This is a genomic window from Massilia frigida, from assembly GCF_011682175.1.
Lineage (GTDB): Bacteria > Pseudomonadota > Gammaproteobacteria > Burkholderiales > Burkholderiaceae_D > Telluria_A > Telluria_A frigida.
On record NZ_WHJG01000033.1, the window covers coordinates 17,237 to 40,395 of the forward strand.

At 65.2% G+C, this 23,159-nt stretch carries 20 protein-coding genes; 13 read left to right on the plus strand and 7 right to left on the minus strand.

The window, feature by feature from the left end:
• Positions 1 to 64 precede the first annotated feature (64 nt).
• The gene (locus F2P44_RS25135) at positions 65 to 1,789 is read left to right on the plus strand and encodes a putative bifunctional diguanylate cyclase/phosphodiesterase (protein WP_229423740.1); all 1,725 of its coding nucleotides are present in this window, start codon (positions 65 to 67) and stop codon (positions 1,787 to 1,789) included.
• Positions 1,786 to 3,300, plus strand: a complete 1,515-nt coding sequence (locus F2P44_RS25140; protein WP_229423741.1) for an HDOD domain-containing protein — start codon at positions 1,786 to 1,788, stop codon at positions 3,298 to 3,300. Before F2P44_RS25135 ends, F2P44_RS25140 begins: the two co-directional genes overlap by 4 nt.
• Positions 3,301 to 3,309: 9 nt before the next feature.
• On the opposite strand, the gene F2P44_RS25145 is transcribed toward F2P44_RS25140, so the two are convergent.
• Positions 3,310 to 4,488, minus strand: a complete 1,179-nt coding sequence (locus F2P44_RS25145) for an MFS transporter (protein ID WP_229423742.1) — start codon at positions 4,486 to 4,488, stop codon at positions 3,310 to 3,312.
• On the minus strand, positions 4,481 to 5,575 hold the full coding sequence (gene aroC, locus F2P44_RS25150; protein WP_167090488.1) for a chorismate synthase: 1,095 nt from the start codon (positions 5,573 to 5,575) through the stop codon (positions 4,481 to 4,483). The genes F2P44_RS25145 and aroC overlap by 8 nt, the downstream gene beginning before the upstream one ends.
• A 307-nt stretch (positions 5,576 to 5,882) precedes the next feature.
• Here aroC and F2P44_RS25155 point away from each other — a divergent pair, with 307 nt between their 5' ends.
• From F2P44_RS25155 to F2P44_RS25165, 3 genes are all read left to right on the plus strand, one after another.
• The gene (locus tag F2P44_RS25155) at positions 5,883 to 8,144 is read left to right on the plus strand and encodes a putative bifunctional diguanylate cyclase/phosphodiesterase (protein ID WP_167090490.1); all 2,262 of its coding nucleotides are present in this window, start codon (positions 5,883 to 5,885) and stop codon (positions 8,142 to 8,144) included.
• The gene (locus F2P44_RS25160) at positions 8,141 to 8,641 is read left to right on the plus strand and encodes a YcxB family protein (RefSeq protein WP_167090492.1); all 501 of its coding nucleotides are present in this window, start codon (positions 8,141 to 8,143) and stop codon (positions 8,639 to 8,641) included. The genes F2P44_RS25155 and F2P44_RS25160 overlap by 4 nt, the downstream gene beginning before the upstream one ends.
• 272 nt (positions 8,642 to 8,913) lie before the next feature.
• A complete protein-coding gene (locus F2P44_RS25165) occupies positions 8,914 to 12,051 on the plus strand; it encodes a ligand-binding sensor domain-containing diguanylate cyclase (protein WP_167090494.1) in 3,138 nt (1,045 codons plus the stop codon).
• A gap of 146 nt (positions 12,052 to 12,197) precedes the next feature.
• On the opposite strand, the gene F2P44_RS35785 is transcribed toward F2P44_RS25165, so the two are convergent.
• From F2P44_RS35785 to F2P44_RS25185, 4 genes are all read right to left on the minus strand, one after another.
• Positions 12,198 to 13,055: a PEP-CTERM sorting domain-containing protein gene (locus F2P44_RS35785; protein WP_229423743.1), complete on the minus strand. Its 858-nt coding sequence runs from the start codon at positions 13,053 to 13,055 to the stop codon at positions 12,198 to 12,200.
• Positions 13,056 to 13,168: 113 nt separating this feature from the next.
• On the minus strand, positions 13,169 to 14,041 hold the full coding sequence (locus tag F2P44_RS25175) for a PEP-CTERM sorting domain-containing protein (protein WP_229423744.1): 873 nt from the start codon (positions 14,039 to 14,041) through the stop codon (positions 13,169 to 13,171).
• Positions 14,042 to 14,431: 390 nt separating this feature from the next.
• Entirely contained in the window at positions 14,432 to 15,322 is an 891-nt protein-coding gene (locus tag F2P44_RS25180; protein WP_187363422.1) for a PhzF family phenazine biosynthesis protein, read from the minus strand.
• Position 15,323: 1 nt separating this feature from the next.
• Entirely contained in the window at positions 15,324 to 15,776 is a 453-nt protein-coding gene (locus F2P44_RS25185) for a CBS domain-containing protein (protein ID WP_054267929.1), read from the minus strand.
• A gap of 221 nt (positions 15,777 to 15,997) precedes the next feature.
• On the opposite strand from F2P44_RS25185, the gene F2P44_RS25190 reads away from it, so the two are divergent.
• Genes F2P44_RS25190 through F2P44_RS25210 form a run of 5 tightly spaced genes read left to right on the plus strand, consistent with a single transcriptional unit; the run spans position 15,998 to position 19,167 of the window.
• On the plus strand, positions 15,998 to 17,308 hold the full coding sequence (locus F2P44_RS25190; protein WP_167090496.1) for an O-acetylhomoserine aminocarboxypropyltransferase: 1,311 nt from the start codon (positions 15,998 to 16,000) through the stop codon (positions 17,306 to 17,308).
• A gap of 1 nt (position 17,309) precedes the next feature.
• The gene (locus F2P44_RS25195; RefSeq protein WP_167090498.1) at positions 17,310 to 18,119 is read left to right on the plus strand and encodes an alpha/beta fold hydrolase; all 810 of its coding nucleotides are present in this window, start codon (positions 17,310 to 17,312) and stop codon (positions 18,117 to 18,119) included.
• A gap of 18 nt (positions 18,120 to 18,137) precedes the next feature.
• Positions 18,138 to 18,443, plus strand: a complete 306-nt coding sequence (locus tag F2P44_RS25200) for an Mpo1-like protein (protein WP_167090501.1) — start codon at positions 18,138 to 18,140, stop codon at positions 18,441 to 18,443.
• Between the two features lie 7 nt (positions 18,444 to 18,450).
• A complete protein-coding gene (locus tag F2P44_RS25205; protein ID WP_167090503.1) occupies positions 18,451 to 18,972 on the plus strand; it encodes a hypothetical protein in 522 nt (173 codons plus the stop codon).
• Between the two features lie 51 nt (positions 18,973 to 19,023).
• The gene (locus tag F2P44_RS25210) at positions 19,024 to 19,167 is read left to right on the plus strand and encodes a PEP-CTERM sorting domain-containing protein (RefSeq protein WP_167090505.1); all 144 of its coding nucleotides are present in this window, start codon (positions 19,024 to 19,026) and stop codon (positions 19,165 to 19,167) included.
• Between the two features lie 63 nt (positions 19,168 to 19,230).
• Here F2P44_RS25210 and F2P44_RS25215 read toward each other — a convergent pair whose 3' ends face one another.
• On the minus strand, positions 19,231 to 20,586 hold the full coding sequence (locus F2P44_RS25215; protein ID WP_167090507.1) for a YihY family inner membrane protein: 1,356 nt from the start codon (positions 20,584 to 20,586) through the stop codon (positions 19,231 to 19,233).
• Between the two features lie 118 nt (positions 20,587 to 20,704).
• Here F2P44_RS25215 and wrbA point away from each other — a divergent pair, with 118 nt between their 5' ends.
• From wrbA to F2P44_RS25230, 3 genes are read left to right on the plus strand one after another with little or no spacing between them, the layout of a single operon-like run.
• Positions 20,705 to 21,316, plus strand: coding sequence for an NAD(P)H:quinone oxidoreductase (gene wrbA, locus F2P44_RS25220; RefSeq protein WP_167090509.1), 612 nt, complete (start codon positions 20,705 to 20,707; stop codon positions 21,314 to 21,316).
• Positions 21,316 to 21,720 (plus strand): DUF2069 domain-containing protein, encoded by a 405-nt coding sequence (locus F2P44_RS25225; RefSeq protein WP_167090511.1) that lies wholly within the window; start codon positions 21,316 to 21,318, stop codon positions 21,718 to 21,720. The genes wrbA and F2P44_RS25225 overlap by 1 nt, the downstream gene beginning before the upstream one ends.
• A gap of 5 nt (positions 21,721 to 21,725) precedes the next feature.
• On the plus strand, positions 21,726 to 23,150 hold the full coding sequence (locus F2P44_RS25230) for an FAD-binding oxidoreductase (protein ID WP_229423745.1): 1,425 nt from the start codon (positions 21,726 to 21,728) through the stop codon (positions 23,148 to 23,150).
• Positions 23,151 to 23,159: the final 9 nt, after the last annotated feature.

The following is a 23,159-nucleotide window of genomic DNA, read 5'->3' on the forward strand; positions in this document are numbered from 1 at the left end:
ACTAGACCAGGCCGGGCAGCCGGCCACCCGCGCCAAGCCACACTACGAAGGTAACGATTTCACCATGCGCCCCAGTGCCCCATCAGTTCCCCACGGCGATACGGCCACCGAGCTTGACCAGTTCATGGAAGCGGCCGGCGACGTCGTGTTCCGGCTCGACCCGGCGGGCCGGATCGTCGCGGCCAGCGAGCGCACCCGGACCCTGTTCGCGCTGCGCGGGATGGGAGCGGCGCTGGTATCGCTGGCGCCCGAGGCCGACCAGGCCGCACTGGGCGCGGCGCTGCTCGATGCCGGCGCCGCCGCCGAACCGGCCCGGCTCGACGTGCGCCTGCACACCGCCAGCAAGGATATCTGGTTCGAGCTGCGCCTTGGCCGCCTGCAGCACGCCGGCGGCGCGGCCCTGCTGGTGGTCGGGTGCGATATCTCGCTCCGGCGCGATACCGAGGAACGCCTGCGCCACCTGGCCACCCACGACGCCCTGACCGAACTGCCCAACCGCCTGCTGCTGTCGGACCGCATCCGCATGGTGATCGCCCACGCGCGCCGCTCGGGCCAGAATTTTTCAGTCGCCACCATCGGCCTCGATGGCTTCAAGAAGGTCAACGATGGCCTCGGCCACCCGGTCGGCGACGCCGTGCTGCGCATCGCCGCGGCACGCCTGCGCAAGACCCTGCGCGACAGCGACACCCTGGCGCGCATCGGCGGCGACGAGTTTGTCGCGGTCCTGCCGGGCACCTGCAGCGAGGCCCAGATCAAGCTGGTCACCGGACGCCTGCTGGCGACCCTGCAAGCGCCGTTCGAGGTCGACAAGCACACGATCTACATCGGCGCCTCGATCGGCCTGGCGCTGTTCCCCGAGCACGCCGAAGATGAAGTGCAGTTGGTCGCGCTGGCCGACGCCGCCATGTCGCGCGCCAAGGAAACCGGCAAGGCGCGCTGCCTGGTCTACAGCCCGCGCGACAGCGGCCCGCCGGAACACGACATCTCGCTCGAAGCGGCCATGTTCCAGGCCGTGCGCGAAGGCGAGTTCCTGCTGTACTACCAGCCGATCGTGGATGCCCCCACGCGCCGCATCCAGGGCTTCGAGACCCTGATGCGCTGGAAGCACCCGACCCTGGGCATGGTGCCGCCGGTGCGCTTCATCCCCATCGCCGAGACCAATGGCCTGATCAACCTCCTGGGCGCGTGGGCCCTGAAAGCGGCCTGCGTGCAGCTCAAGCAGTTCGAGGAAGTGGCCAAGCGCCCGCTATACATCTCGGTCAACATCAGCCCGCGCCAGTTTCGCAACGATAAATTCCTCGAGGTGCTGGACCATGCGCTCGCCTTTTCCGGCATGAGCGGCAGCCAGCTGGTCCTCGAAATCACCGAAGGAACCCTGATGATCGACCCCGTGCACGCAGAATCGATCCTCGTCAAGATGGCCGAGCGACAGGCGCGCATCGCCATCGACGATTTCGGCACCGGCTATTCCTCGCTGGCGTACCTGAAACGCTTCCCGATCTCGGTGCTGAAAATCGACCGTGCCTTCATCAAGGACTTGCCCGACGCGCCCAAGGATGGCGCGATCTGCAATGCGGTGCTCGACCTGGCCAAGCACCTCGGCCTGTCGGTGGTGGCCGAAGGCGTGGAAACGGAAGCGCAGCTCGATTACCTCGACCAGCGCGGCTGCCAGTACATCCAGGGTTACCTGACCGGCAAACCGATGCCGGCCCACGCGGCCATGGCCGCCCTCAAGGAAGACCTGTACGCGTCCCTGATGCCGATCGAACCGCAGGCGGGGATACGATGATTGCCGGCGCCCTGCTCCATCCCACCCCGCCCGGCCCGGCCAGCGCCGACGCCACCCTGAACCAGTTGTGGGAACGGGTGCGCCGGCGCGGCGACATGCCCGGCTTCGCCAAGGCCATCAGTTCCATTCTCGGCGCCATGCGCGGCGAGGACGAGCACCAGTTCAGCATGACGCAAACGGTGCTGTCGGACCCGGTCCTGACCCAGAAGGTGCTGCGCCTGGCCAACAGCGGCATGTATTCGGCCTTCGGCCAGCGCATCAACACCGTCAGCAAGGCGGTGCTGGTGCTCGGCACCGAAGCCATCGGCCACCTGGCGCTGGGCCTGAAACTGATCGAGGAATTGACGCGCGCCTCGCCCGATTCGGCCATCGCCCACGTGGAGATGGAAAAAGCGGTGCTGGCCGGGATGGTGGCGCAGCAGGTCGCCGCCAGCGCCGCCGCGCGCGACTCCGAGGAAGCGGTGGTGTGCTCGATGCTGCACACCCTGGGGCGCATGATGATCACCTTTTACATGCCCGAACGCTGGACCGCGCTGCAGGCGGTCGGCGGCACCGGCGGCGAAGACGCCGCCGCGCAGCCGGTGCTGGGGCTGACGATGGAAGAGATCGGGCGCGCCGCCGCCGAACACTGGGGTTTGCCGAAAAACCTGATCAACGGCATGCGCCGGATCGAGCCGGCCGAGCGCGGCGACGCGTTCACCCACGAAGACTGGCTGGCCGCGGTATCGACCATGTCGTCGCAATGCGCCAGCTCCCTGTGGAACGACGACGAGGCGGGGGCCGCCAACGTGCGCGCGCTGGCCAGCAGTTTTTCGTCGATGCTGGGGGTCGAACCGGATCACCTCCTCACCGCCATCGAAAAAGCCAAGGAAACGGCGGCGGCTGACCTGTCGATCGCGCCGCTGGCCAAGCCGGCCGAAAAACGCGAAGCCGACATCGCCACGCGCCGCATGCGCGCCGAGGGCAACAAGGTGCTGCTCTCCGGCGTGTCCGACATGCGCGACGTCGTCGCCACGGCCAATCCGGGCCAGATGATGTCGATGGCGCTGGAGACGGTGCACCAGGGCCTGACCTTTTCGCGCGCCGTGGCCTTCTTGCGCAACCGCCGCGAAAACAAGTACATCGCCAAGATGGGGCTGGGCGATGGCGTCAAGGACCTGATCGGCGGCCTCGGTTTCGACGACACCTACAGCGCCAACGTGTTCCATGCCTCGCTCGGCAGCGACCGCGTGATTTTCGTGGAAAACGCGCACGACCCCAAGTTCGCGGCCAAGCTGCCGCAGTGGTGGAAAGATGCGCTGTCGGCCGGGCGCAGCTTCGTGATCCTGCCGCTGTCGTCGAACGGCCAGCCGGTCGGCTTCATTTACGGCGACTGGGACGACAGCTTCCCGGCAATCCACCTCAGCCAGACCGAATTCGCACTGCTCAACGACCTGCGCGCGCTGATCGTCAAGACCGTGGCCCGCCGCCAGCAAGTGGAACTGGACGCCGCGGCAGCCAAACCGCGCTGAGCGCACGCATCAGCCGACATGCTGCGCGCGCTGCCAGCGAAACGACAGCGCGGCGCTGGCGGCAGCCCCCAGCGCCAGCGCGCCGGCCAGATAAAACACGGCCGGCGGGCCAATGCGGTCCCAGCACAGCGACATCGCCAAGCCCCCGGCGGTGCCGCCGATGCCATACGCAAGGCTCATGTACAGCGCCTGGCCGCGCGCCTGCAACGGACCTGCGAACCAGCGCTGCATGACCATCACCGAGCTTGAAAGGTGCGCGGCAAAGGTCACCGCGTGCAGCAGCTGCGCCAGCGCCAGCACCACCAGCAGTTGGCCGGCCGCGCCGACCAGCGGAAAGCGCACGGCAGCCACCGCGAAGGCGCACATCATGACGCGCTGCGCACCGAAGCGGCGCAGCAGCGGCGCCTGGAAATAGAAAAAGGCCACCTCGGCCACCACTCCCAGCGCCCACATGGCGCCGATCACCGGCTTGCTGTAGCCGGCCTGCTCCAGGTACAGGGAATAAAAGGCATTGAGCGACATGTGCACGCCCGCCATCAGCGCGGCCGAGACGAAAAACGCGATCACCTCGCGCCGCCGCAGCACGCTCCACAAGCCCGGCGCTGCTTCCGCATGGGGCACAGCGGGCGCCTGCACTATCAGCAGGCCCGAGGCGCCGACGCACACCAGCAGGAACAGCGCGATCGCCGGCAAGGCGTTCACGCCCAGCCAGTCGAGCAGCCAGCCGGCGGCCAGTACCGCCACGATGAAACCGACCGAACCCCACATGCGCACCCGCCCGTAGTTGCTGGCGTCGCCGCGCAATGCCGCCAGTAGCAAGGCCTCGGCCAGCGGCGCCTGCGCGCTCGAAAACAGGTTGTACACCACCATCACGGCGATGAACTGGGCATAGGATTGGGCGAAGAACATGCCGCAAAAGGCCAGCAGCGCGCCGGCGCTGGTCAGGCGCAGCACGCGCACGCGCTGGCCACTGTGGTCGGCCAGAGCGCCCCACAGGTTGGGGCCGATGATGCGCATGACCTGGATCAGCGACATCAGCACGCCGATCTGGGGCGCGCTCATGCCGCGCGCGGCGAAGAACAGCGTCGCGTAGATGGCAAAGGCGCCGACCTGCGCGTAATACGCAAACAGGAACAGCGAATAGGGAAGAAGTTGCGGGGACGCGCGCCCCGCTCCGGCGTCAGGCAATTTTCGGCGTATCGACCCGCACATCGCCGCACTGGGCGCGGTGCATCAGCGCGTGGTCGATCAGCACCAGGGCCAGCATGGCTTCGGCGATCGGCGTGGCGCGGATGCCGACGCAGGGGTCGTGCCGGCCGAACGTCTCGACCATGACCGGATTGCCGGCCTTGTCGATCGAACGGCGCGGCGTGCGGATCGACGATGTCGGCTTGATCGCAATCGACACCGTAATATCCTGGCCGGTCGAAATGCCGCCCAACACGCCGCCGGCGTTGTTGCCGACAAAGCCTTCCAGGGTCAGTTCATCGCCATGCTCCGAGCCGCGCTGGGCCACCGAGCGGAACCCGGCGCCGATTTCCACGCCCTTGACCGCGTTAATGCCCATCATGGCGTAGGCGATGTCGGCATCGAGCTTGTCGTAGATCGGCTGGCCCAGGCCCACCGGCACGTTTTTGGCCACCACGTCGATGCGCGCGCCGATCGAGTCGCCGTCGCGCCGCAGTTCATCCATGGCCGTTTCCATGCGCGCGATCAGGTCGGCGTCGCCGCTGGCGGCAAAGAAGGGGTTGTTCGGCACGTGTTCCCAGGCCTCGAAGGGCACGGGAATGTCGCCCAGCTGGCCCATGCAGCCCATGAAGACGGTGCCGTACTGCTCGTGCAGCCATTTCTTGGCGATCGCCGCCGCGCCCACCACGGGGGCGGTCAGGCGCGCCGAGGAACGTCCGCCGCCGCGCGGATCGCGTACGCCGTATTTGTGCCAGTAGGTGTAGTCGGCGTGGCCGGGCCGGAAGCTCTCGACGATATTGCCGTAATCCTTGCTGCGCTGGTCCTGGTTGCGGATGATCAGCATGATCGGCGTGCCGGTGGTCTTGCCTTCGTACACACCGGACAGGATCTCGACCGTATCGGCTTCCTGGCGCTGGGTGACGTGGCGCGAGGTGCCCGGTTTGCGGCGGTCGAGGTCGGGCTGGATGTCGGCTTCGGACAACACCAGGCCCGGCGGGCAGCCATCGATCACGCAGCCGATGGCCGGTCCGTGCGATTCGCCAAACGTTGTAACGGTAAACAGCTTGCCAAAAGAATTGCCGGACATGATAGGAAAGTGAGTGGCGGAAAAGCCAATTCTACCAGTCCGCGCGCTTTTGCTGGCGGCGCCGGCCAAGTAGTTCCACGCCAACCACGCCAGGCGGCTGGACATTTTGCCAATTCGCCCGATCCGTTGTGCAATTTCTTTTTCTCATGGTTAATACATACAGCAGGCGGAATTCGTGGCATGCTGTTGGAAATCAGTGGCAGTTCCGCAATCTGTGTCGCCCTATCTGCATGAATATGCGTTACTGTAACTATTGGACGTATACTGGCGACGCGTCTTTACCGAGAAACGCCTGGAGAAGCGACACATGCCCCCATCGAGCACGCCCTTGGACGACCTTGAGGACGACCACGACGATCTGGTATTTTTGGAGGAACATCCCGCGCTACCGGCAGCCGGGGGTGGGAACGGCGTTTGGCGCGTGATGATCATCGACGATGACGAAGACGTGCACTCGACCACCACCTTCGCCCTCGGCAACCTGGACATGCAACAGCGGCCGCTCGAATTCGTGCACGCCTACTCGGCCGGCCAGGCGCGCGAAATGCTCAAGCACGAACACGACATCGCCGTCATCCTGCTCGACGTGGTGATGGAACAGGACGACGCCGGCCTGCACCTGGTGCGCTACATCCGCGAAACGCTCAAGCTGGCCGACGTGCGCATCATCCTGCGCACCGGGCAGCCCGGCTACGCGCCCGAAATCGACGCCATCCGCGATTTCGACATCAACGACTACAAGACCAAGTCCGAACTGACCCGCATCAAGCTGTTTACGACGGTGACGGCGGCAATCCGCTCGTACCAGCAAATCCGCGCGATCAGCGCCAACCGGCGCGGCCTGGACCTGGTGGTACGCGCCAGCACCGAGCTGATGGCCCTGCACGGCGTGCAAAACTTCGCCGCCGGCGTGCTGGCCCAGATCGCCGAGATCCTGGACGTGGAGCCGAACGGCGTGCTGTGCGTGCAGGAGTGCCCGGACGGGCGTTGCCGCGAGCTGCACATCATCGCCACCGCTGGCGCCTACCGCCGGCTTGGCACCGGCAAGCTGACCGCAGTCGAAGATGCCGCCGTCGCCACGGCCATGGAACGCACCCTGGCCCAGCGCCGCAACATCTACGAACCAAGCATCGTCACCCTGTTCTTCGCGGGGAAATCGAGCCGCGATTTCGTCGCCTACCTGGCCCCCGGCCGCGTGCTCGGCGAGATTGACCAGCGCCTGCTCGAAGTCTTTTGCAGCAATGTCGCCGTCGGCCTCGATAACGTCGAACTGGTGACGCATCTGCACAACGCCGCCTTCTACGACCAGCTGTCCAAGCTGCCCAACCGCACCCGCCTGGTCGAAATCCTCGACGCCACCATGGCCGGACCGGCGCGCAACGACGCCACCCTGTCGCTGGTCGATCTCGACCACTTCGCCGAAACCAACGACGCGCTCGGCCACCAGTTCGGCGACATGCTGCTGGTCGCCGTGGCCACCCGCCTGCAGCAGCGCCTCGGCCAGCAATTGACGGTGGCGCGCATCGGCGGCGATATTTTCAGCGTGCTGGGCGACGCCGAGGCGGTCAATCCGGTGCGCATCCTGGAGCTGTTCGAGACCCCCTTCTCGATCGACGGCCAGGATGTGCAGCTGTCGGCCACCCTGGGCCTGGTGCGGCTGTCGGAACACGACGGCAGCGGCGCCGATGCGCTCAAGGATGCCGACATCGCCTTGAAGCGCGCCAAGAGCCAGCAGCGCGCCGGCCACTTCTATTTTTCGCGCAGCATGGGGGTCGAAATCCGCGAACGGGTGCGCATGATGCACGCGCTGCGCACCGGCTTTGCCAAGGGCGAACTGTTCGTCGTCTACCAGCCGCAGATGGACCTGGTGGCGCGCTGCCCGGTGGGCGCCGAGGCGCTGCTGCGCTGGCAGACTGCCGACGGCACCTATATTTCGCCGGACCGCTTCATTCCCATCGCCGAGTATTCGGGCCTGATCATCGATATCGGCGAATGGGTGCTGCGCAGCGCCTGCCATGAACTGGTGCGCCTGCGCGAAGCGGGGCACCGCCAGTTCACCATGTCGGTCAACGTCTCGCAGGTGCAGTTCCGCCATCCCTACTTCCTCGACATGCTGCGCTCGGCGCTGGAAGAAACCGGGGCGCCGCCGGAATTTGTCGAACTCGAAATCACCGAATCGATGGCGATGGAAGAGCCGGACCTGCTGATCAAGATGCTGGCCCAGATCAAGCACACCGGCGTGTCGATCGCGATCGACGACTTCGGGACCGGTTTTTCATCGCTCTCGTATTTGCAGCGCTTGCAGGTGGACCGGCTCAAGATCGACCGCGCCTTCGTCACCGAAATCACCCATTCGGCGCGCGGCAGCAGCATTGCCGAAATGGTCATCCAGCTCGGGCGCAACCTGGGCTTGTCGGTGATCGCCGAAGGGGTCGAGGATGAGCGCCAGGCCGAAATCCTGCAGTCGCTCGGCTGCCCGCTGGCGCAGGGTTTCCTGTTCGCCCGTCCGATGGCCACCACGGCGCTGTACGAGTGGCTCAACGACGAAGCCCTGCCGCGCCCTGCATGATGCAGGTGACGGTCGATATCACCAAACGCGATGTGTTCCTGGTGTCGCTGGCGATGATTCCTCGCCTCAAGGGCAACTGGATTTTCATGGGCGTGCTGGCGCTGGCGATCTTTGTGCTGGTGCTGGTCACGCGCACGCCGGGCAATCTGTACTCGCTGGGCGTGGCGGCGGCGGCGGCGCTCGGGGGCGCGCTGGGCGGGGGGCTGTCGGCCCTGACGATCAATATCGCGACCATGCTGCTCAAGCTCGATGCCGGCCACCCCATGCTGGGGCGGCACCACTATGCGCTTACCGACGCCGGGCTGGAGCTGCGCGCGGGCAAGCAGGACAGCATGCAGCCGTGGGCCGCGGTCGCTTCGGTGGGCCGGCTGTCGGGATATATCCTGTTCCGGCTGAAGGGGAATACCGTGTTTTTGCTGCCGCGCCGCGCATTTAGCAGTGGCGAGGCGTTCCAGGCATTCTGGCAGCAGGCCAGGACGCTGAAAACGGCGGCCTGAGCGCACACGCTCCCCCGACCGTCGCCCCCGCGCAGGCGGGAGCCCAAGTATTTAGATATGCCACTGGCTTCGGTACGAACTTGGCCCCCCGCCTGCGCGGGGGCGACGGTGAAGGTGTGCGCGAGCACCCCGAAGTATCCTAGTAGCAAGCAATCGTTGCACGTCGGCAACAGCACCCATTCCGTCATCTGTAAACGTCCCGTGCGCGCCTGCGTTCACGTAATATCGATCCCATGCTTTGCACTGGATGGGGCGCCAACTTGAATGAATGCATGAGGATCGACACGTCGCGCTGCAGCCCAAGCCTGGCGCGGCGCGCCTGGTGCTGCTGCGCGCTGCTCTGGCTGGCCTGTCTCGCCCTGAGCGGGCCGGCGTTGGCGCTTGACCCCGACAAAGCCTTCCACCACTTCGTGCGCACCAGCTGGTCGATCCAGAACGGCTTGCCGCAGATCAGCGTGCAAGCCATCACCCAGGATCAGCAGGGTTACATCTGGGTCGCCACCCAGAATGGCCTGGCGCGCTTCGACGGCGTGCGCTTCACTACCTATTCGCCCGAGAACCAGCCTGGCATGGCCGGTGTCTGGATCCGCAGCCTGATGGCCGACAGCGCCGGGCGCGTCTGGATCGGCACCTACAAGGGCCTGACCGTCTACGAAAACGGCGTGTTCCGCGCCATCCCCGCGGCCGATGCGACCCAGTTTCCCATGCTCGACATCTACGCCATGGCCGAAGACCAGGGCCGGCTGCTGGTGGCCACCACCAGCGGCGTGTTCGATTACGAGGGCGGCAAGCTGGTACATCGTCCCGGCAGCCCGGCGCCGGCCACCGCCCTGCTCAAGAGCGCCGACGGGACCTGGATCGGCGGCACCGGCGGCATCTTTCACAGCAGCGGCAAACAGACCGAACGGATTCCGTTGCCGGCCGGCCTGCGCCATGGTGTGGTCACGCGGCTGGCCGAGGCGCAAGGCAAAATCTGGGCCGGCACCAGCGTCGGCCTGTTTGCGCGCACCGGCGGCGTGCTGGAAGCGGCGGGCACCGAACCCATCTTGCAAAATTCGCCGACTACCATGCTGTATCAGGACAGCGACCGCAACCTGTGGGTTGCCAGCAACGCCGGCATGGCGCGCATCCGCGACGGCAAGACTACCGAAATCATCTCCGACCAGAACCCGGCCGCCTTCAAGGGCGTGCTGAGCGCCTTTGAAGACCGCGAGCGCAACCTGTGGCTGGGCAGCCAGTGGCAGGGCCTGGTGCGCCTGTGGAACGGCTCGACCCGGCGCCTGGCGGCGGCGGAAGGCTTGACCGAACCGATCGTCTGGTCCTTGACGCGCGCGCCCGACGGGCGCACCTGGGTCGGCACCCGCGATGGCTTGAGCGTGTACAAAGACGGGCGCTTCCGCCAGGTGCTGTCGGGCAGCCAGCTGCCGCATCCGCATGCCTACAACCTGCTGGCCGACGCCGACCGCATCTGGATCGGCACGCGGCGCGGGCTGGCGCTGTGGCGCGGCGGAAAAGTCGAGACGCCCGCCCTGTTCGCGCCGATGGCCGCGGCGCAAATCAACGGCATCGTGCGCGACCGCGCCGGCACGCTGTGGTTCCCGACCAGCGAAGGCGTGTTCCGGCTGGCCGGCGCCGCGCTAAGCAAATTCGGCAAGGACGAAGGCCTGCGCGACGTGCGCGCGCGCCAGGTGCGCGAACTCAAGGACGGGCGCATCCTGGTGACCACCCAGGACGGCTTGTACCAACTGCGCGGCGAGCGCATGGAGCAGATTGGCCCCGACAGCGGCTTGCGGCCGGGGATGGACATCACCGCCATCACCGAGCTGCGCGACGGCGCGCTGGTGCTCGGCACGCTGACCGAGGAAATCTACCTGTTCAACGGCCGCCGCTGGCACAAGTTCGGCGGCGCCGAGGGTTTGCCGCCGAACGCGCCCTTCTTCCTCGCGGAAGATGCGGCCGGCTATCTGTGGTCGGCCGGCCTGCGCGGCATCCTGCGCGCCCCGCTGGCCGACATGCGCCGGGTCCAGAACGGCCAGGCCAGGACCGCCGCCGGCGAAATGATCCTCAACGAGCGCGGCGACCGGCGCAGCGGCGAACAGGGTTTCTGCTGCAACGGCGCCGGCACGTCCAAGGGCTTCATGGACCCGGCGGGCACGCTGTGGCTGCCCAGCCGCGATGGCGTGGTCACGCTCGACACCATGGGCCTGACCAGGAACATGACGCCGCCAACGGCCGTGATCGAACGGGTGCGCGTGCTCGACACCTGGCGCGACATCCGCCAGGGCCAGGTCGGCGCCCTGCGCATGCGCGAAGATGCGCGCGACCTGGCCTTCGAATTCACCGCCCTGAGCTTCCAGGACCCGGCCAGCGTGGTGCTGCGCTACCGCCTGCATGGCTACGACAAGGACTGGCGCGAACTGCAGGCGGGCGCGCCGCGCGCGGTCAACTACACCAACCTGCCGCCCGGCTCCTACAAGTTCGAGGTCAAGGCCAGCAACAACGCCGACGTCTGGAGCAAGCTGCCGGCGCGCCTGGACTTTATCATCGCGCCGCATTTCTACGAGACCAGCTGGTTTTACGGCCTGCTGCTGGCCTGTTTGGGCGGCACCGTGTACGCCGGTTTCCGCCTGCAGCGCAGTGCGCATGAAAGACAGCGCGCCGCGCTGGAGCAGCAGGTGGCCGAGCGCACCGAGCAGTTGCACGTGGCCAACCGCGCGCTGGAACTGGCCAGCCAGACCGACCCGCTCACGGGGCTGCACAACCGGCGCTACCTGAGCAACCAGATCCCGGCCGACCTGGCCTTCTACGAGCGCGAAAACAAGCGCACCGGCTCCGGCGACAACACGCTGCTGTTCGCGCTGGTCGACATCGACCACTTCAAGCGCATCAACGACACCTATGGCCACAAGGCGGGCGACCGGGTGCTGCAGCAGGTGTCGGACGTGCTGCGCGCCCAGGTGCGGGTGGGCGACTACATCGTGCGCTGGGGCGGCGAAGAATTCCTGCTGGTGTGCCGGCCCGGCACGCGCCAGTTCGTACCGGTGCTGGGCGAGCGTATCCGGCGCGCGGTCGCCAACCATGTGTTCGACCTGGGCGACGGCATCGAGGTATCGCTCACCTGTTCGGTGGGGCTGGCCGAGAGCGGCCTGTATCTGGACGACGCCAAGGGCGTGAGCTGGGAACACCTGGTGGAACTGGCCGACGCCGCGCTGTACTGGGTCAAGGCGAATGGCCGCAATGGCTGGAGCGCGCTGCGGCCCAAGCCCAATGCGGACAACCGGGAGCTGATCGAAAAACTGCACCTGGGCGCGCAGGCGATGCTCGACACCGGCCGGGCGACCCTGATCAGTTCAAGCGACCAGCTCACGCCCGCGCACGCGGCGCTGGCCGAGTCGAACGACCCGGGCTGAGCACCTCGATCTCCCACTACGCAAGGCGACGGCGGCCGTAAGGACAGTCAAAGCGCTTGCGCTGTAAGAACTTCACCATCTCGCCATCTCGGCCTTGGCCGCTGAGCACATGTAACGATGCCGGCACGCGCCGGCATGCAGAATCCTCAGCGAACCCGCTTGCGGCGGGCCGCGCCGGCGACCAGCGCCAAACCACCAAGGAGCATCCCATAGGTTGCCGGTTCCGGCACCGGGCTGGTCGATGGCGTCGTATCGCGCGATTGCGCTTCGGCCCACAAGCTGATCGACAGCTTCAGGTTCTGCGTGGTCGATTTGGTGTTCTCGAACATGATCGACAAACGCTCGCTTGCCGACTGCGAGAACGGCAAATTCGGGTCGCTACTCCAGGTCGGCGCAGTCAACTCGAAGTGCGTCGTCGTAGTCGGGTACCAGTCGGGCGCGGCGCTTTCGAAGCCCATGCTGGCCTTGAGGGTTGAATTTTCCCTCAGCACATTTGTACGTGGCAGTGACGTTGCCACACTGCCACTCGCGTCGGCAAAGAACGTGATCTGCGTACCAGGCGAGAGGACGAATTCTTCGATGTACATGAAATTCGATGCGGTCGCCGACCGGCTATAGCCGACAGTGCCCGTGGTCGACGCGGCCGCACCCAAGTCCAGGCTCTGGAAATTGTTTCCGCTGATGGTAGAGACCACGGTCCCCTGGCGGGTGGACAGGCTGCCATCGACATCGCGGCTATACAGCGCGCTCGTCCTGTCCTGGTTCATGTTGCGCGTGGCACGTAATCCGGTTTCGATGATATCGCCGCCGGCCCGCGTGCCAGGGTAGCTGGTACTGCGCGGCTTGACGATCGAGAGCGAAGGCGCGATGCCGTCGTTGGGCAGCAGGTCTACCAGCGCATACGAAAAATTGGTCAATGTGCCTTGTGCGCTCACTTGCGCGCTGGCGGACAGCGGGACAGCGAGCGCTGCGGTCAATGCCAGCGTGTTAACAATGGTGTTCATAAAAATCCTGAGTGAATAATGAGCGTGTTCTACACGGAATGCGGCAAGCCAGTGCAGGACTCGGGGAGGCGCGTCCACCGTCAGGACGCGCCCATCGCGGCGCCGTCTGCCGATCAGTCCTTGCCCACGATCTTGCGTCGGCGCCGCACGGCACCGGCGACCAGCGCCAGTCCGGCAAGCAGCATGGCCGTGGTGGCCGGCTCAGGCACAGGAGTTGGCGGCACCTCGGTGGCCTTCAGAGCTTGCACAGTCGCGTGCAAGTCGTACTTCAGACTCAGATCGGCTGAAAACGCCGATTTGTTGTCGAGCGTAAGCGAGAAGCGCTCACTGGCAGGGCTTTCACCTGGATGGCCGTTCCATGCTTCCCGATTGATGAAATTTGATACATATACATATTCACCCGGCCGGTTTTGTATATTGGCGTTTAAAGACACCCGAGCCTGGATTTCCGCATAGTCCCGAAATGCCTGATGTGCCTCGCCTTCTGGCGTGATCAAGGCGCTTCCGGTAAAGTCTGCGAAAAACGACACCCGGGTACCCGGCGAGAGCACAAACTCGGTGATGTTCAAACCGCTTTGCCCTTTCGCGTGGCGGCTTGCAGCAGGGGTGCCGGCCGTCGACGCCACGGTGTGCAATTGCAATGAATGAAAATCAGTACCAGTCAAGCTCGCCCTTGCCGTGCCGACTGACGTGGCGAGGCCAACGGCGAGGTCGCGGTCATAAGGCGCTGTGAATTGGCTACGCGCGTCGTCAAACCATGGCTCGACGGAGTCAGACTGGCTGAGAGAGCCGAACACCGAGGCGCCACCGGCATAACCCTGTGGGGTGACGATGCTGAGCGACGGGGCAATGCCATCGTTGGGCAACAAGTCGATCAAGGTGTACGAGAAATTGCTCAGGCTACCTTCAGCGCGAACCTGTGCGTGGGCCAATAGCGGTGACGCCAGCGTAGCCGCCATCACCATACCTGCGGCGAATTTGTTCATGGATTAGCCTTAAATTTATAGCAAGATTGTCGGACACCGGAATATACCAGTGCCTGCCGCGCGGGCGATGGCCTGTTACAAATTTTTCACACTTCCCGGCTTCCGGCTTGGTTGCGGTGCCAGACTGGAAGATGCGCGCAGCGCTGGCACTGTCCCGGCCCATGTCGTCGCTCGCGCTGATGGCGGGATACCGGCTGTCCGGCGAAAATCAGGAATTCGGCCGCCCCGCGCAGGATCTTCATACACCAGGCGATCGGCATTGTTGCGGTGGTCGTAGCGCCAGTACCGGGTCTTGTTGGCACCCTCCGGCACGCCGCTATTACTGAAGCGACCGCCGTCGGCCGCGGCGCGCAGGGTTAGTGTCGTGTGAAAGTCGCGATTTCATATCACTTAAACGCGCACGACGCCATCGATCACCGTGATCGACTGGCCGCCGATCCACGGTTCGCCATCGACGTAGGTAACCGCGATGCGGCCGTCGCATTGCAAACAGGTGCCCTGGCGCGCAGTGTAAGCACGGCTGGTCTGGCCGCCGCCGGGAAAGCCCTGCGCCTGCAGCACCCTCGCGATGCAGGCATTGGCGCTGCCGGTAACCGGGTCTTCGACCAGCGATCCGTGCTTGGTAAACAGCGCCCTGACCTCGTAATCGGCCGGCCCGTCGGCGTCATGCGGGCCGTAGATCGCCACGCCGGTCACGCCCAGGCGGGTCATTTCCTGCAACGCGGCGCCGTCGATGCGCGCATCGAGACAGGCTTGCGCGCTCGCCAAACGCACGACCAGCCACGCGATGCCCATGGTGACGACGAGCGGCGTGCACACCGCATCGGGCACGGCGCCTGGCAAGACCCGCGCCAGCAAGGGCTGGTGCTGATGCTCGAGCGGCGCCAGGGTGGCCGCAGGCGCGCGAAACGCCAAGGTGCCATCGGCGCCGATCTCGATCGGCACCAGCCCCACCCCGCACTCCTGCACCAAGGTGGCGGCGCGGCGCGGCACCAGGCCCGCTTCGAGCAGGGCGTGCGCCGTGCCCAAAGTGGGATGGCCGGCGAAGGGAAACTCGGTATCGGGAGAGAAGATGCGGACGCGGTAGTCGGCCTGCGCATCGCGCGCGGTCAGTACGAAGGTGGTTTCGGACAGGTTGGTCCAGCGCGCCATGGCTTGCATGTCGGCGTCGGACAGGCCGTCGGCATCGAGCACGACGGCCAGTGGATTGCCCTTGAACGCGACCTTGGTGAACACGTCGACCTGCTTGAAGCGGCGCGCCGCGCCCGGGGCCACGCTCAAATCAGTCTTCCTGAACGGCTTCGGCCGGCCAGTCGCGGATGTAGGCCTTGAGCATGCGATTCTCGAAGCTCTGCGCTTCGAGCACGGCGCGCGCGACGTCGTAGAACGAAATGACGCCGAGCAGGGTTTTCGCGTTCATCACCGGCAGGTAGCGCGCGTGCTTTTCGAGCATCATGCGGCGTACTTCGTTGACCTCGGTGTCCGGGGTGACGGTGATCGGATGATCGTCCATGTGCTTGCGCACCGTGCCCGCGCCGACCGAGCCGCCGTTCTTGTGCAGCACCTTGATGACTTCGCGGAAGGTCAGCATGCCGACCAGGTCGCCGAACTCCATGACCACCAGCGAACCGATGTCCTTTTCGGCCATGGTGTTGACCGCGTCCACGAGCAGCATCTCGGGCGTTGCTGTGTACAGGATGTTACCCTTCACTTGAAGGATTTCTGAGACTTTCATGGTGGCCGCCTTGTCATGTGAGGTTATAAGTGGATGTCTTTTATAAGCCCTAGCTCCGACTGTAGCGTAAGCTTGGCAAAAAATCCAGCATTGCGAATAATCAGGCCCCTGGAGAAAGGGCCCGATTGGTCATTGCACCATTTTAGCGAGCAAACCACGCTTTTGTGCAACGCATGCGTGCTACGATTCGGCCCATCCTTTTTCTAACTGATGAGCCCACCATGAGCGGACCTCAATACCCCGGCTTCGACACCCTGTCGCTGCACGCCGGCGCTGCGCCCGACCCGGCCACCGGCGCCCGCGCCACGCCTGTCTATTTCACTTCCTCGTTCGCGTTCAAGGACTCGGACCACGCGGCGTCGCTGTTCAATATGGAACGCGCCGGCCACGTGTACTCGCGCATCTCGAACCCGACCAACGCGGTGCTCGAAGAACGCATCGCCGCGCTCGAAGGCGGCGTGGCCGGCATCGCCACCGCCAGCGGCCAGGCCGCCATGCATCTGGGGCTGGTGACGATCGCCGGCGCCGGTTCGCACATCGTCGCTTCGCGCGCGCTGTACGGCGGCTCGCAAAACCTGCTGGCCTACACGCTCAAGCGCTTCGGCATCGAGACCACCTTCGTGGACCCGCGCGACGCCGACGCCTGGCGCGCCGCGATCCGTCCCAACACCAAGGTGCTGTTTGCCGAAACGCTGGGCAATCCGGGGCTGGACGTGCTCGATATCGCCACCGTCTCGGCCATCGCGCACGACCACCATCTGCCGCTGATGATGGATTCGACCTTCACCACGCCTTACCTGCTGCGCCCCTTCGACCATGGCGCCGACCTGGTATTCCACTCGGCCACCAAGTTCCTGTGCGGGCACGGCACCGCCATCGGCGGCCTGCTGGTCGACGGCGGCACCTTCGACTGGCAAGCCGCCTACGACAAGACCGGGCGCTTCGCCGAATTGTGCGAGCCGTACGAGGGCTTTCACGGCATGGTGTTCGCCGAGGAATCGACCGTGGCGCCGTTTTCGCTGCGCGCGCGGCGCGAGGGCTTGCGCGATTTCGGCGCGGTGATGAGCCCCCACAATGCCTTCGCCGTGCTGCAAGGGATCGAGACGCTCAGCCTGCGCATGGACCGCCACGTGGCCAACACGCGCAAGGTGGTCGAATTCCTGCTGTCCAATCCGGCGGTGGAGTCGGTGTCGTATCCGGAACTGGAATCGCATCCCGATTATGCGCTGGCCAAACGCCTGCTGCCCAAGGGCTGCGGCGCGGTGTTCTCGTTCAGCCTCAAAGGCGACCGCGCCGCCGGGCGGCGCTTTGTGGACGCGCTCAAGATCTTCTCGCACCTGGCCAACGTGGGCGACGCCAAGTCGCTGGTGATCCATCCGGCGTCGACCACCCACTTCCGGGTACCGACCGAACAACTGGCGGCGTCCGGCATCAAGGAAGGCACGATGCGCCTGTCGATCGGGCTGGAGAACGTCGATGACCTGATCGAAGACCTGGCGCGCGGCCTGAAACTGTCGCAGAAGGGAGCCTGACATGATCTGCACCCTTCCCGGCTTCGACGCCTACTGCTACACCGGCGGCAAGGCCTTCAACGCGGCCCAGCCGACCATCGTCTTCATCCACGGCGCCCAGAACGACCATTCGGTGTGGGCCTTGCAGTCGCGCTATTTCGCGCACCACGGCTTCAATGTGCTGGCGGTGGACCTGCCCGGCCACGGGCGCAGCAGGGGCGCGGCGCTGCACAGCGTGGAAGAAATGGCGACCTGGCTGCTGGCGGTGCTCGATGCCGTGGGCGTCGAACGCGCCGTGCTGGCGGGCCACAGCATGGGCTCCCTGATCGCGCTCGAAGCGGCGTTCCGGGCGCCCGCGCGCGTGAGCCATCTGGCGCTGCTCGGCACCACTTATCCGATGAAGGTGTCCGACGCGCTGCTCGATACGGCCAGGAACAACGAGCAGGCTGCGATCGACATGGTCAATATTTTCTCGCACTCGTCGATGGCGCAAAAGCCATCGTGTCCCGGACCGGGGTTTTACACCATGGGCGGCGCGCGGCGGCTGATGCAGCGCATGTCGGTCATCAATCCGGACCAGCTGTTCTACACCGACTTTTACGCCTGCAATGCCTACGCCAACGGCCAGGCCGCGGCGGAGACGGTGCGCTGCCCTACCCTGTTCATCTTCGGCAGCAAGGACATGATGACGCCGCCGCGCTCGACAAAACTGCTGACGGGCGCCATCGCCCACGGCAAAGTCCTCCAGGTCGATGCCGGCCACCAGCTGATGGCCGAGCAGCCCGACGCGGTGCTGGACGCGCTGTTCGGGTTCGCCACCGCGCCCGCGTAAATCCGCCAGGAGAGCCGCATGCCGACCCGCCACGCCAGCTTCGCCGAATTTTATCCTTACTACCTGACGCAGCACGCGACCGTGCTGTGCCGGCGGGCGCATTTTATCGGCAGCTCGTCGGCGCTCGCGGCGCTGGTGCAGTATGTGGACAGCATGAATCCGTGGTGGATCCTGGCGGCGCTCGTGTCGGGTTATGGCGGCGCCTGGATCGGGCATTTTTTCTATGAAAAGAACCGGCCAGCCTCGTTTGCACGGCCGCTGTATTCCTTCATGGGCGATTGGGTGATGTACTGGCAGATGTTGACGGGGAAGCTGAGCTGGTAGTGCGGGCATGGTCAACGTCCAGCACTCCACCTGTGAATTCCCGTTCGTCCACGGCGATAAAAAGTTGAAAATTTGTAGGTTTATTCCGCGTTTTTTGCTGCTTGGACTACAATATTATTTTAACAAACTCAGGAAAATACCCATGCTGAGGAAAATCGCCGCCTGCCTGCTTGCGCTAAGCGCACTGAACAGCCAGGCCGCCGAGCAGGCTTATGAGTTTAGCTACACCGGAGCAAGCTTGGACGGGGTCTGGGATGCCAACGTAAGCACCGGGGGAAAGTTTATCGTCGATGATCTGAACGGCGACGGCGTATTCACTTTGCCAGAAGTGAAATCGTTCACCTACAGATTCCCGGCGGTACAGCACTGTGGAGAAGATCCATCGATTCGCTGTACGTTGTCGGAGTTTAATTACGATCCAAAAGGCGCATTGACTCTCTGGTATAGCTACAGCCAACAGATAGGAAATGGCACCCCTCCGTCCGATGGCGGAAGCATTTCCGATAGTATTGCCGTGACACCCGACTAGCGCTTCTGGGGCCATTTCTTTGATCTTGGCGAGGGCTCTTACACCATCTATATGATGACCCCCGACACCAAGTTCGCGATCACGGCAGTGCCCGAACCGCACAGCTACCTGATGCTCGGTGTCGGCTTGCTAGCCGTTGGCGCGATGCGCCGCCGTGCAAAGCGGGCAACGCCAGCCATGGCCAACGCCATCTGATCGATGCACACGGCGCCTGAAGTTCAGCACCGTGCCGGCAAGTCTGGCGCCCGGCGCTGTCTTTCAGGCGCGCGCCGCGGGCGCCAGCGGCGCGGCAAAATGCTGCGCCAGGGTTTGATGTAAACCATCCTCCACCGCGCACTCCACCTGGCGCGCCAGCGCGCTGCCGTCGAGCGTCATCGGCGAGTTCTTGTCGAGCTCGGTATCCTTGTCGAGGTCGATGGCCACGGCCGCATCGATCGCGGTCCGTCCGAACACGAACAGGCGGTACACATCGGCCAGCCGCAGCTTGTCGACATTGACCAGCAAGACCCAGTTCTCGGCGCTTTCGATGGCGCGCTTGCCCCAGCGTGAACGGGTGGTCACGTTCGCCTGCACCCGCCCGACCCAGCCCACCGCCAGCATCTGTTCGAGCAAGGTGGTCATTTCATCGTAGCCGATGCGCGTATGCGCGCGGATCGCGGCGGAAGACACCAGCGCCGTATCGCTCACCTGGGCGCGGCCGTGCAGCACCTTGAGGATGGCCATGGCGTCGACGAAGGCGCCGCCCGGCACCGGCTCATACCACCAGCGTTCGTACTTGACGATCGGCAGCGCGGCGGTCAGCAAGGCGCCGACCAGGGTGATCATCCACGACACGTAAATCCACAGCAGGAACAGCGGCAGCGCCGCCAGCGCGCCGTAAATGATGGCGTAGGTCGGAAAGCGGCTGACGAACATGGCGAACAGGCGCTTGGCGAGCTCGAAGGCGACCGCCGCCACCAGCCCGCCCCAGACCGCATCGCGCCAGTCGACGAAGCGGTTCGGCACCGTCATGTACAGCAGCGTGTAGGCACCGGTGGTCAGCCCGACCGAGGCCGCCGTGTAGAACAGGGTACTCAGGAATGGCAGGTTGCTGGCCAGCGCGCTGGTGGCCATGAACAGTTGCGAGGTGGCCGTCAGCGACAACCCGAACAGCAGCGGGCCGAGCGTGACCAGGGCCCAGTAAATGGTCACGCGCTGGCCGATCGGACGCACTTCGCGCACGCGCCATATCTGGTTGAAGGCGCGCTCGATCATGTTCATCATCGCCGCCGAGGTCAACACCAGCGCCACCGCGCCGACCGCCGACAGGCTCTTGGCCTTGCTGGCGAACTGGGTCAGGTTGCCGGTGATGGTGTTGGCGATGGCCTTGGGCATCAGGGTCTGGACGAAATACGCTTCCAGTGCCACTCGGAAATTGCTAAACACGGGAAAGGTCGTGAAAATGGCCAGCACGATGGTCAGCAGCGGCACCAGTGCGAGCGTGGTGGTGAACGTGAGGCTGCCTGCCACCTGCGGCAATTTCTCTTCGTTGAGGCGGCGCCGGGCGAAGCGCAGCAAGTCGCGCGCTTCGCTCCAGGTCAGGCCACGCACCATATCGACGCTGCTATTGATCATTTCGCTGGTGGATCGGGAAATCGAATGGACGGTTTTTGAAAGCATGTATCGTGAAAACGCGTGAAAAACGCGCCGGCTGCGCCGATGTAACCCTGTAAAGCGCCCTATAATACCAACGATGAACCAAACCAATCCGATTATTCTCGTTTTGTACTACTCGCGCCATGGCGCCACGCGCAAGCTGGCCGAACTGATTGCCCAAGGTATCGAAAGCGTCCCCGGGGTCGATGCGCGCCTGCGCACGGTGCCCGCCATCTCCACCGTGACCGAGGCCACCGAGCCGGCCATCCCGCCGGCCGGCGCCCCCTATGTGGAAGCGCAGGACCTGGCCGAGTGCGCCGGCCTCGCGCTGGGCTCGCCCACGCGCTTCGGCAACATGGCGTCAAGCCTGAAATATTTTCTGGACGGCACCGCCGCCGAATGGCTGGCCGGCACCCTGTCGGGCAAGCCGGCGGTCGTGTTCACCTCCACCGGCAGCCTGCACGGCGGCCAGGAATCGACCCTGCTGTCGATGATAATCCCGCTCTTACATCACGGCATGATGATCATGGGCCTGCCTTACAGCAACCCGGAATTGATGACCACCACCAGCGGCGGCACGCCCTACGGCCCCACCCACTGGGCCGGGGTCGACGGCAACAAAGCGGTCAGCGAGGATGAAAAACGGCTCGCCATCGCCATGGGCCGCCGCCTGGCGGAAACCGCCGCCCGCCTGCACGGAGCTTCCTGATGCAAGCGCCCAAGTACTTTCACATCGGCGCCATCGCCAGCCTGGCGGTGCTGATCGCCTGGCTGCTGGCCTGGGAAATCGTGGTCGCGCCCCTGCGCCCCGGCAGCTGGATCCTGGCGCTCAAGGCCCTGCCCCTGCTGATTCCCCTGGGCGGCGTGATCAAGCGCGATATTTACACCTTGCAATGGTCGTCGATGGTGATTTTGCTGTACTTCACCGAAGGCGTGGTGCGCGCCTGGAGCGACAAGCTGCCGGAATCGCGCATGATGGCGCTCGGCGAAATCGTGCTCGTGTTCGTCTATTTCGCCTGCGCGCTGCTGTACCTGCGCCCCTATAAAAAGGCCGCGAAAAAGATGGCCAAGGAATTGCTGGAGAAGGTGAACTGCACCAAATCGACGAAGTGAACTCCTTGAACAGTACAGCGCCGGGCAACGGCTTCCTGCAGCGCTGCCGCGCCATCGCCGGCCCGGCCCACGTGCTCACCAGCGAGGCCGACATGGCGCCCTTCCTGACCGACTGGCGCGGCCGCTTCACCGGGCGCGCGCTGGCGGTGCTGCGTCCGGCCGACCCGGGCCAGGTGGCGCAACTGGTGCACGCCTGCGCCGCGCACCGCGTGCCGCTGGTGCCGCAGGGCGGCAAGACCGGCCTGGTGCTGGGCAGCGTGCCCGACGCCAGCGGCAGCGCGGTGGTGCTCTCGCTGGCGCGCCTGAACCGGGTGCGCGCGCTCGACCCGGTCAACCGCACCATCACGGTCGACGCCGGCTGCATCCTGCAAACCATCCAGGAAGCGGCCGCCGCCGCCGGTTGCCTGTTTCCCCTGTCGCTGGCGGCCGAAGGCAGTTGCAGTATCGGCGGCAACCTGTCGACCAATGCCGGCGGCACCGCCGTGCTACGCTATGGCAACACCCGCGAACTGTGCCTGGGCCTGGAAGTGGTCACCGCCCAGGGCGAACTCTGGAACGGCCTGCGCGCCCTGCGCAAGGACAATACCGGCTACGACCTGCGCGACCTGTTCATCGGCGCCGAAGGTACCCTGGGCGTGATCACCGGCGCCGTGCTGCGCCTGTTCCCGCAACCGAAGGCCTCGATCACGGCGCTGGTCGCGATTGCCGCGCCGCGCCAGGCGCTCGACCTGTTGAGCCTGGCCCAGGACCGCTGCGGCGCCAGCCTGACCGGCTTCGAGCTGATGTCCGACTTTTGCCTGCGCCTGGTCGCCACCCATTTCCCCAGCCTGGCGCAGCCGTTCGTGACGCGCCACGCCCAGTACGTGCTGCTGGAACTGTCGAGCAGCGAGTCGGAACAGCATGCCGTTGGCCTGCTGGAAGACACCATTGCCGACGCCATCGCCCAGGACATCGCCGACGACGCCGTGGTCGCCACCTCGGTGGCCCAGTCGCTGGCCCTGTGGCAACTGCGCGAACACATTCCGCTGGCGCAGGCGGCGGCCGGCAAGAACATCAAGCACGACATCGCCCTGCCGGTGTCCTGCATTGCCGACTTCATCGACAGCACCGACGCCAAAGTGCTGGCGGCCTATCCCGGCTGCCAGCTGGTCTGCTTCGGCCATGTGGGCGACGGCAACCTGCACTACAACGTGGCGCCGCCGCCGGGCACCCCGCACGAGGATTTCCTGGCGCATCAGGACGCGCTCAACCGCATCGTGCACGACAGCGTGGCGGCGTACGCCGGCTCGATGTCGGCCGAGCATGGCATTGGCGCCCTCAAACGAGACGAACTCAAGCGATATAAATCGGATGTGGAACTGAACATGATGCGTGCCATCAAAGCGGCGCTCGACCCGCTGGGCATTATGAACCCTGGAAAAATCCTGTGAATCCGGAGC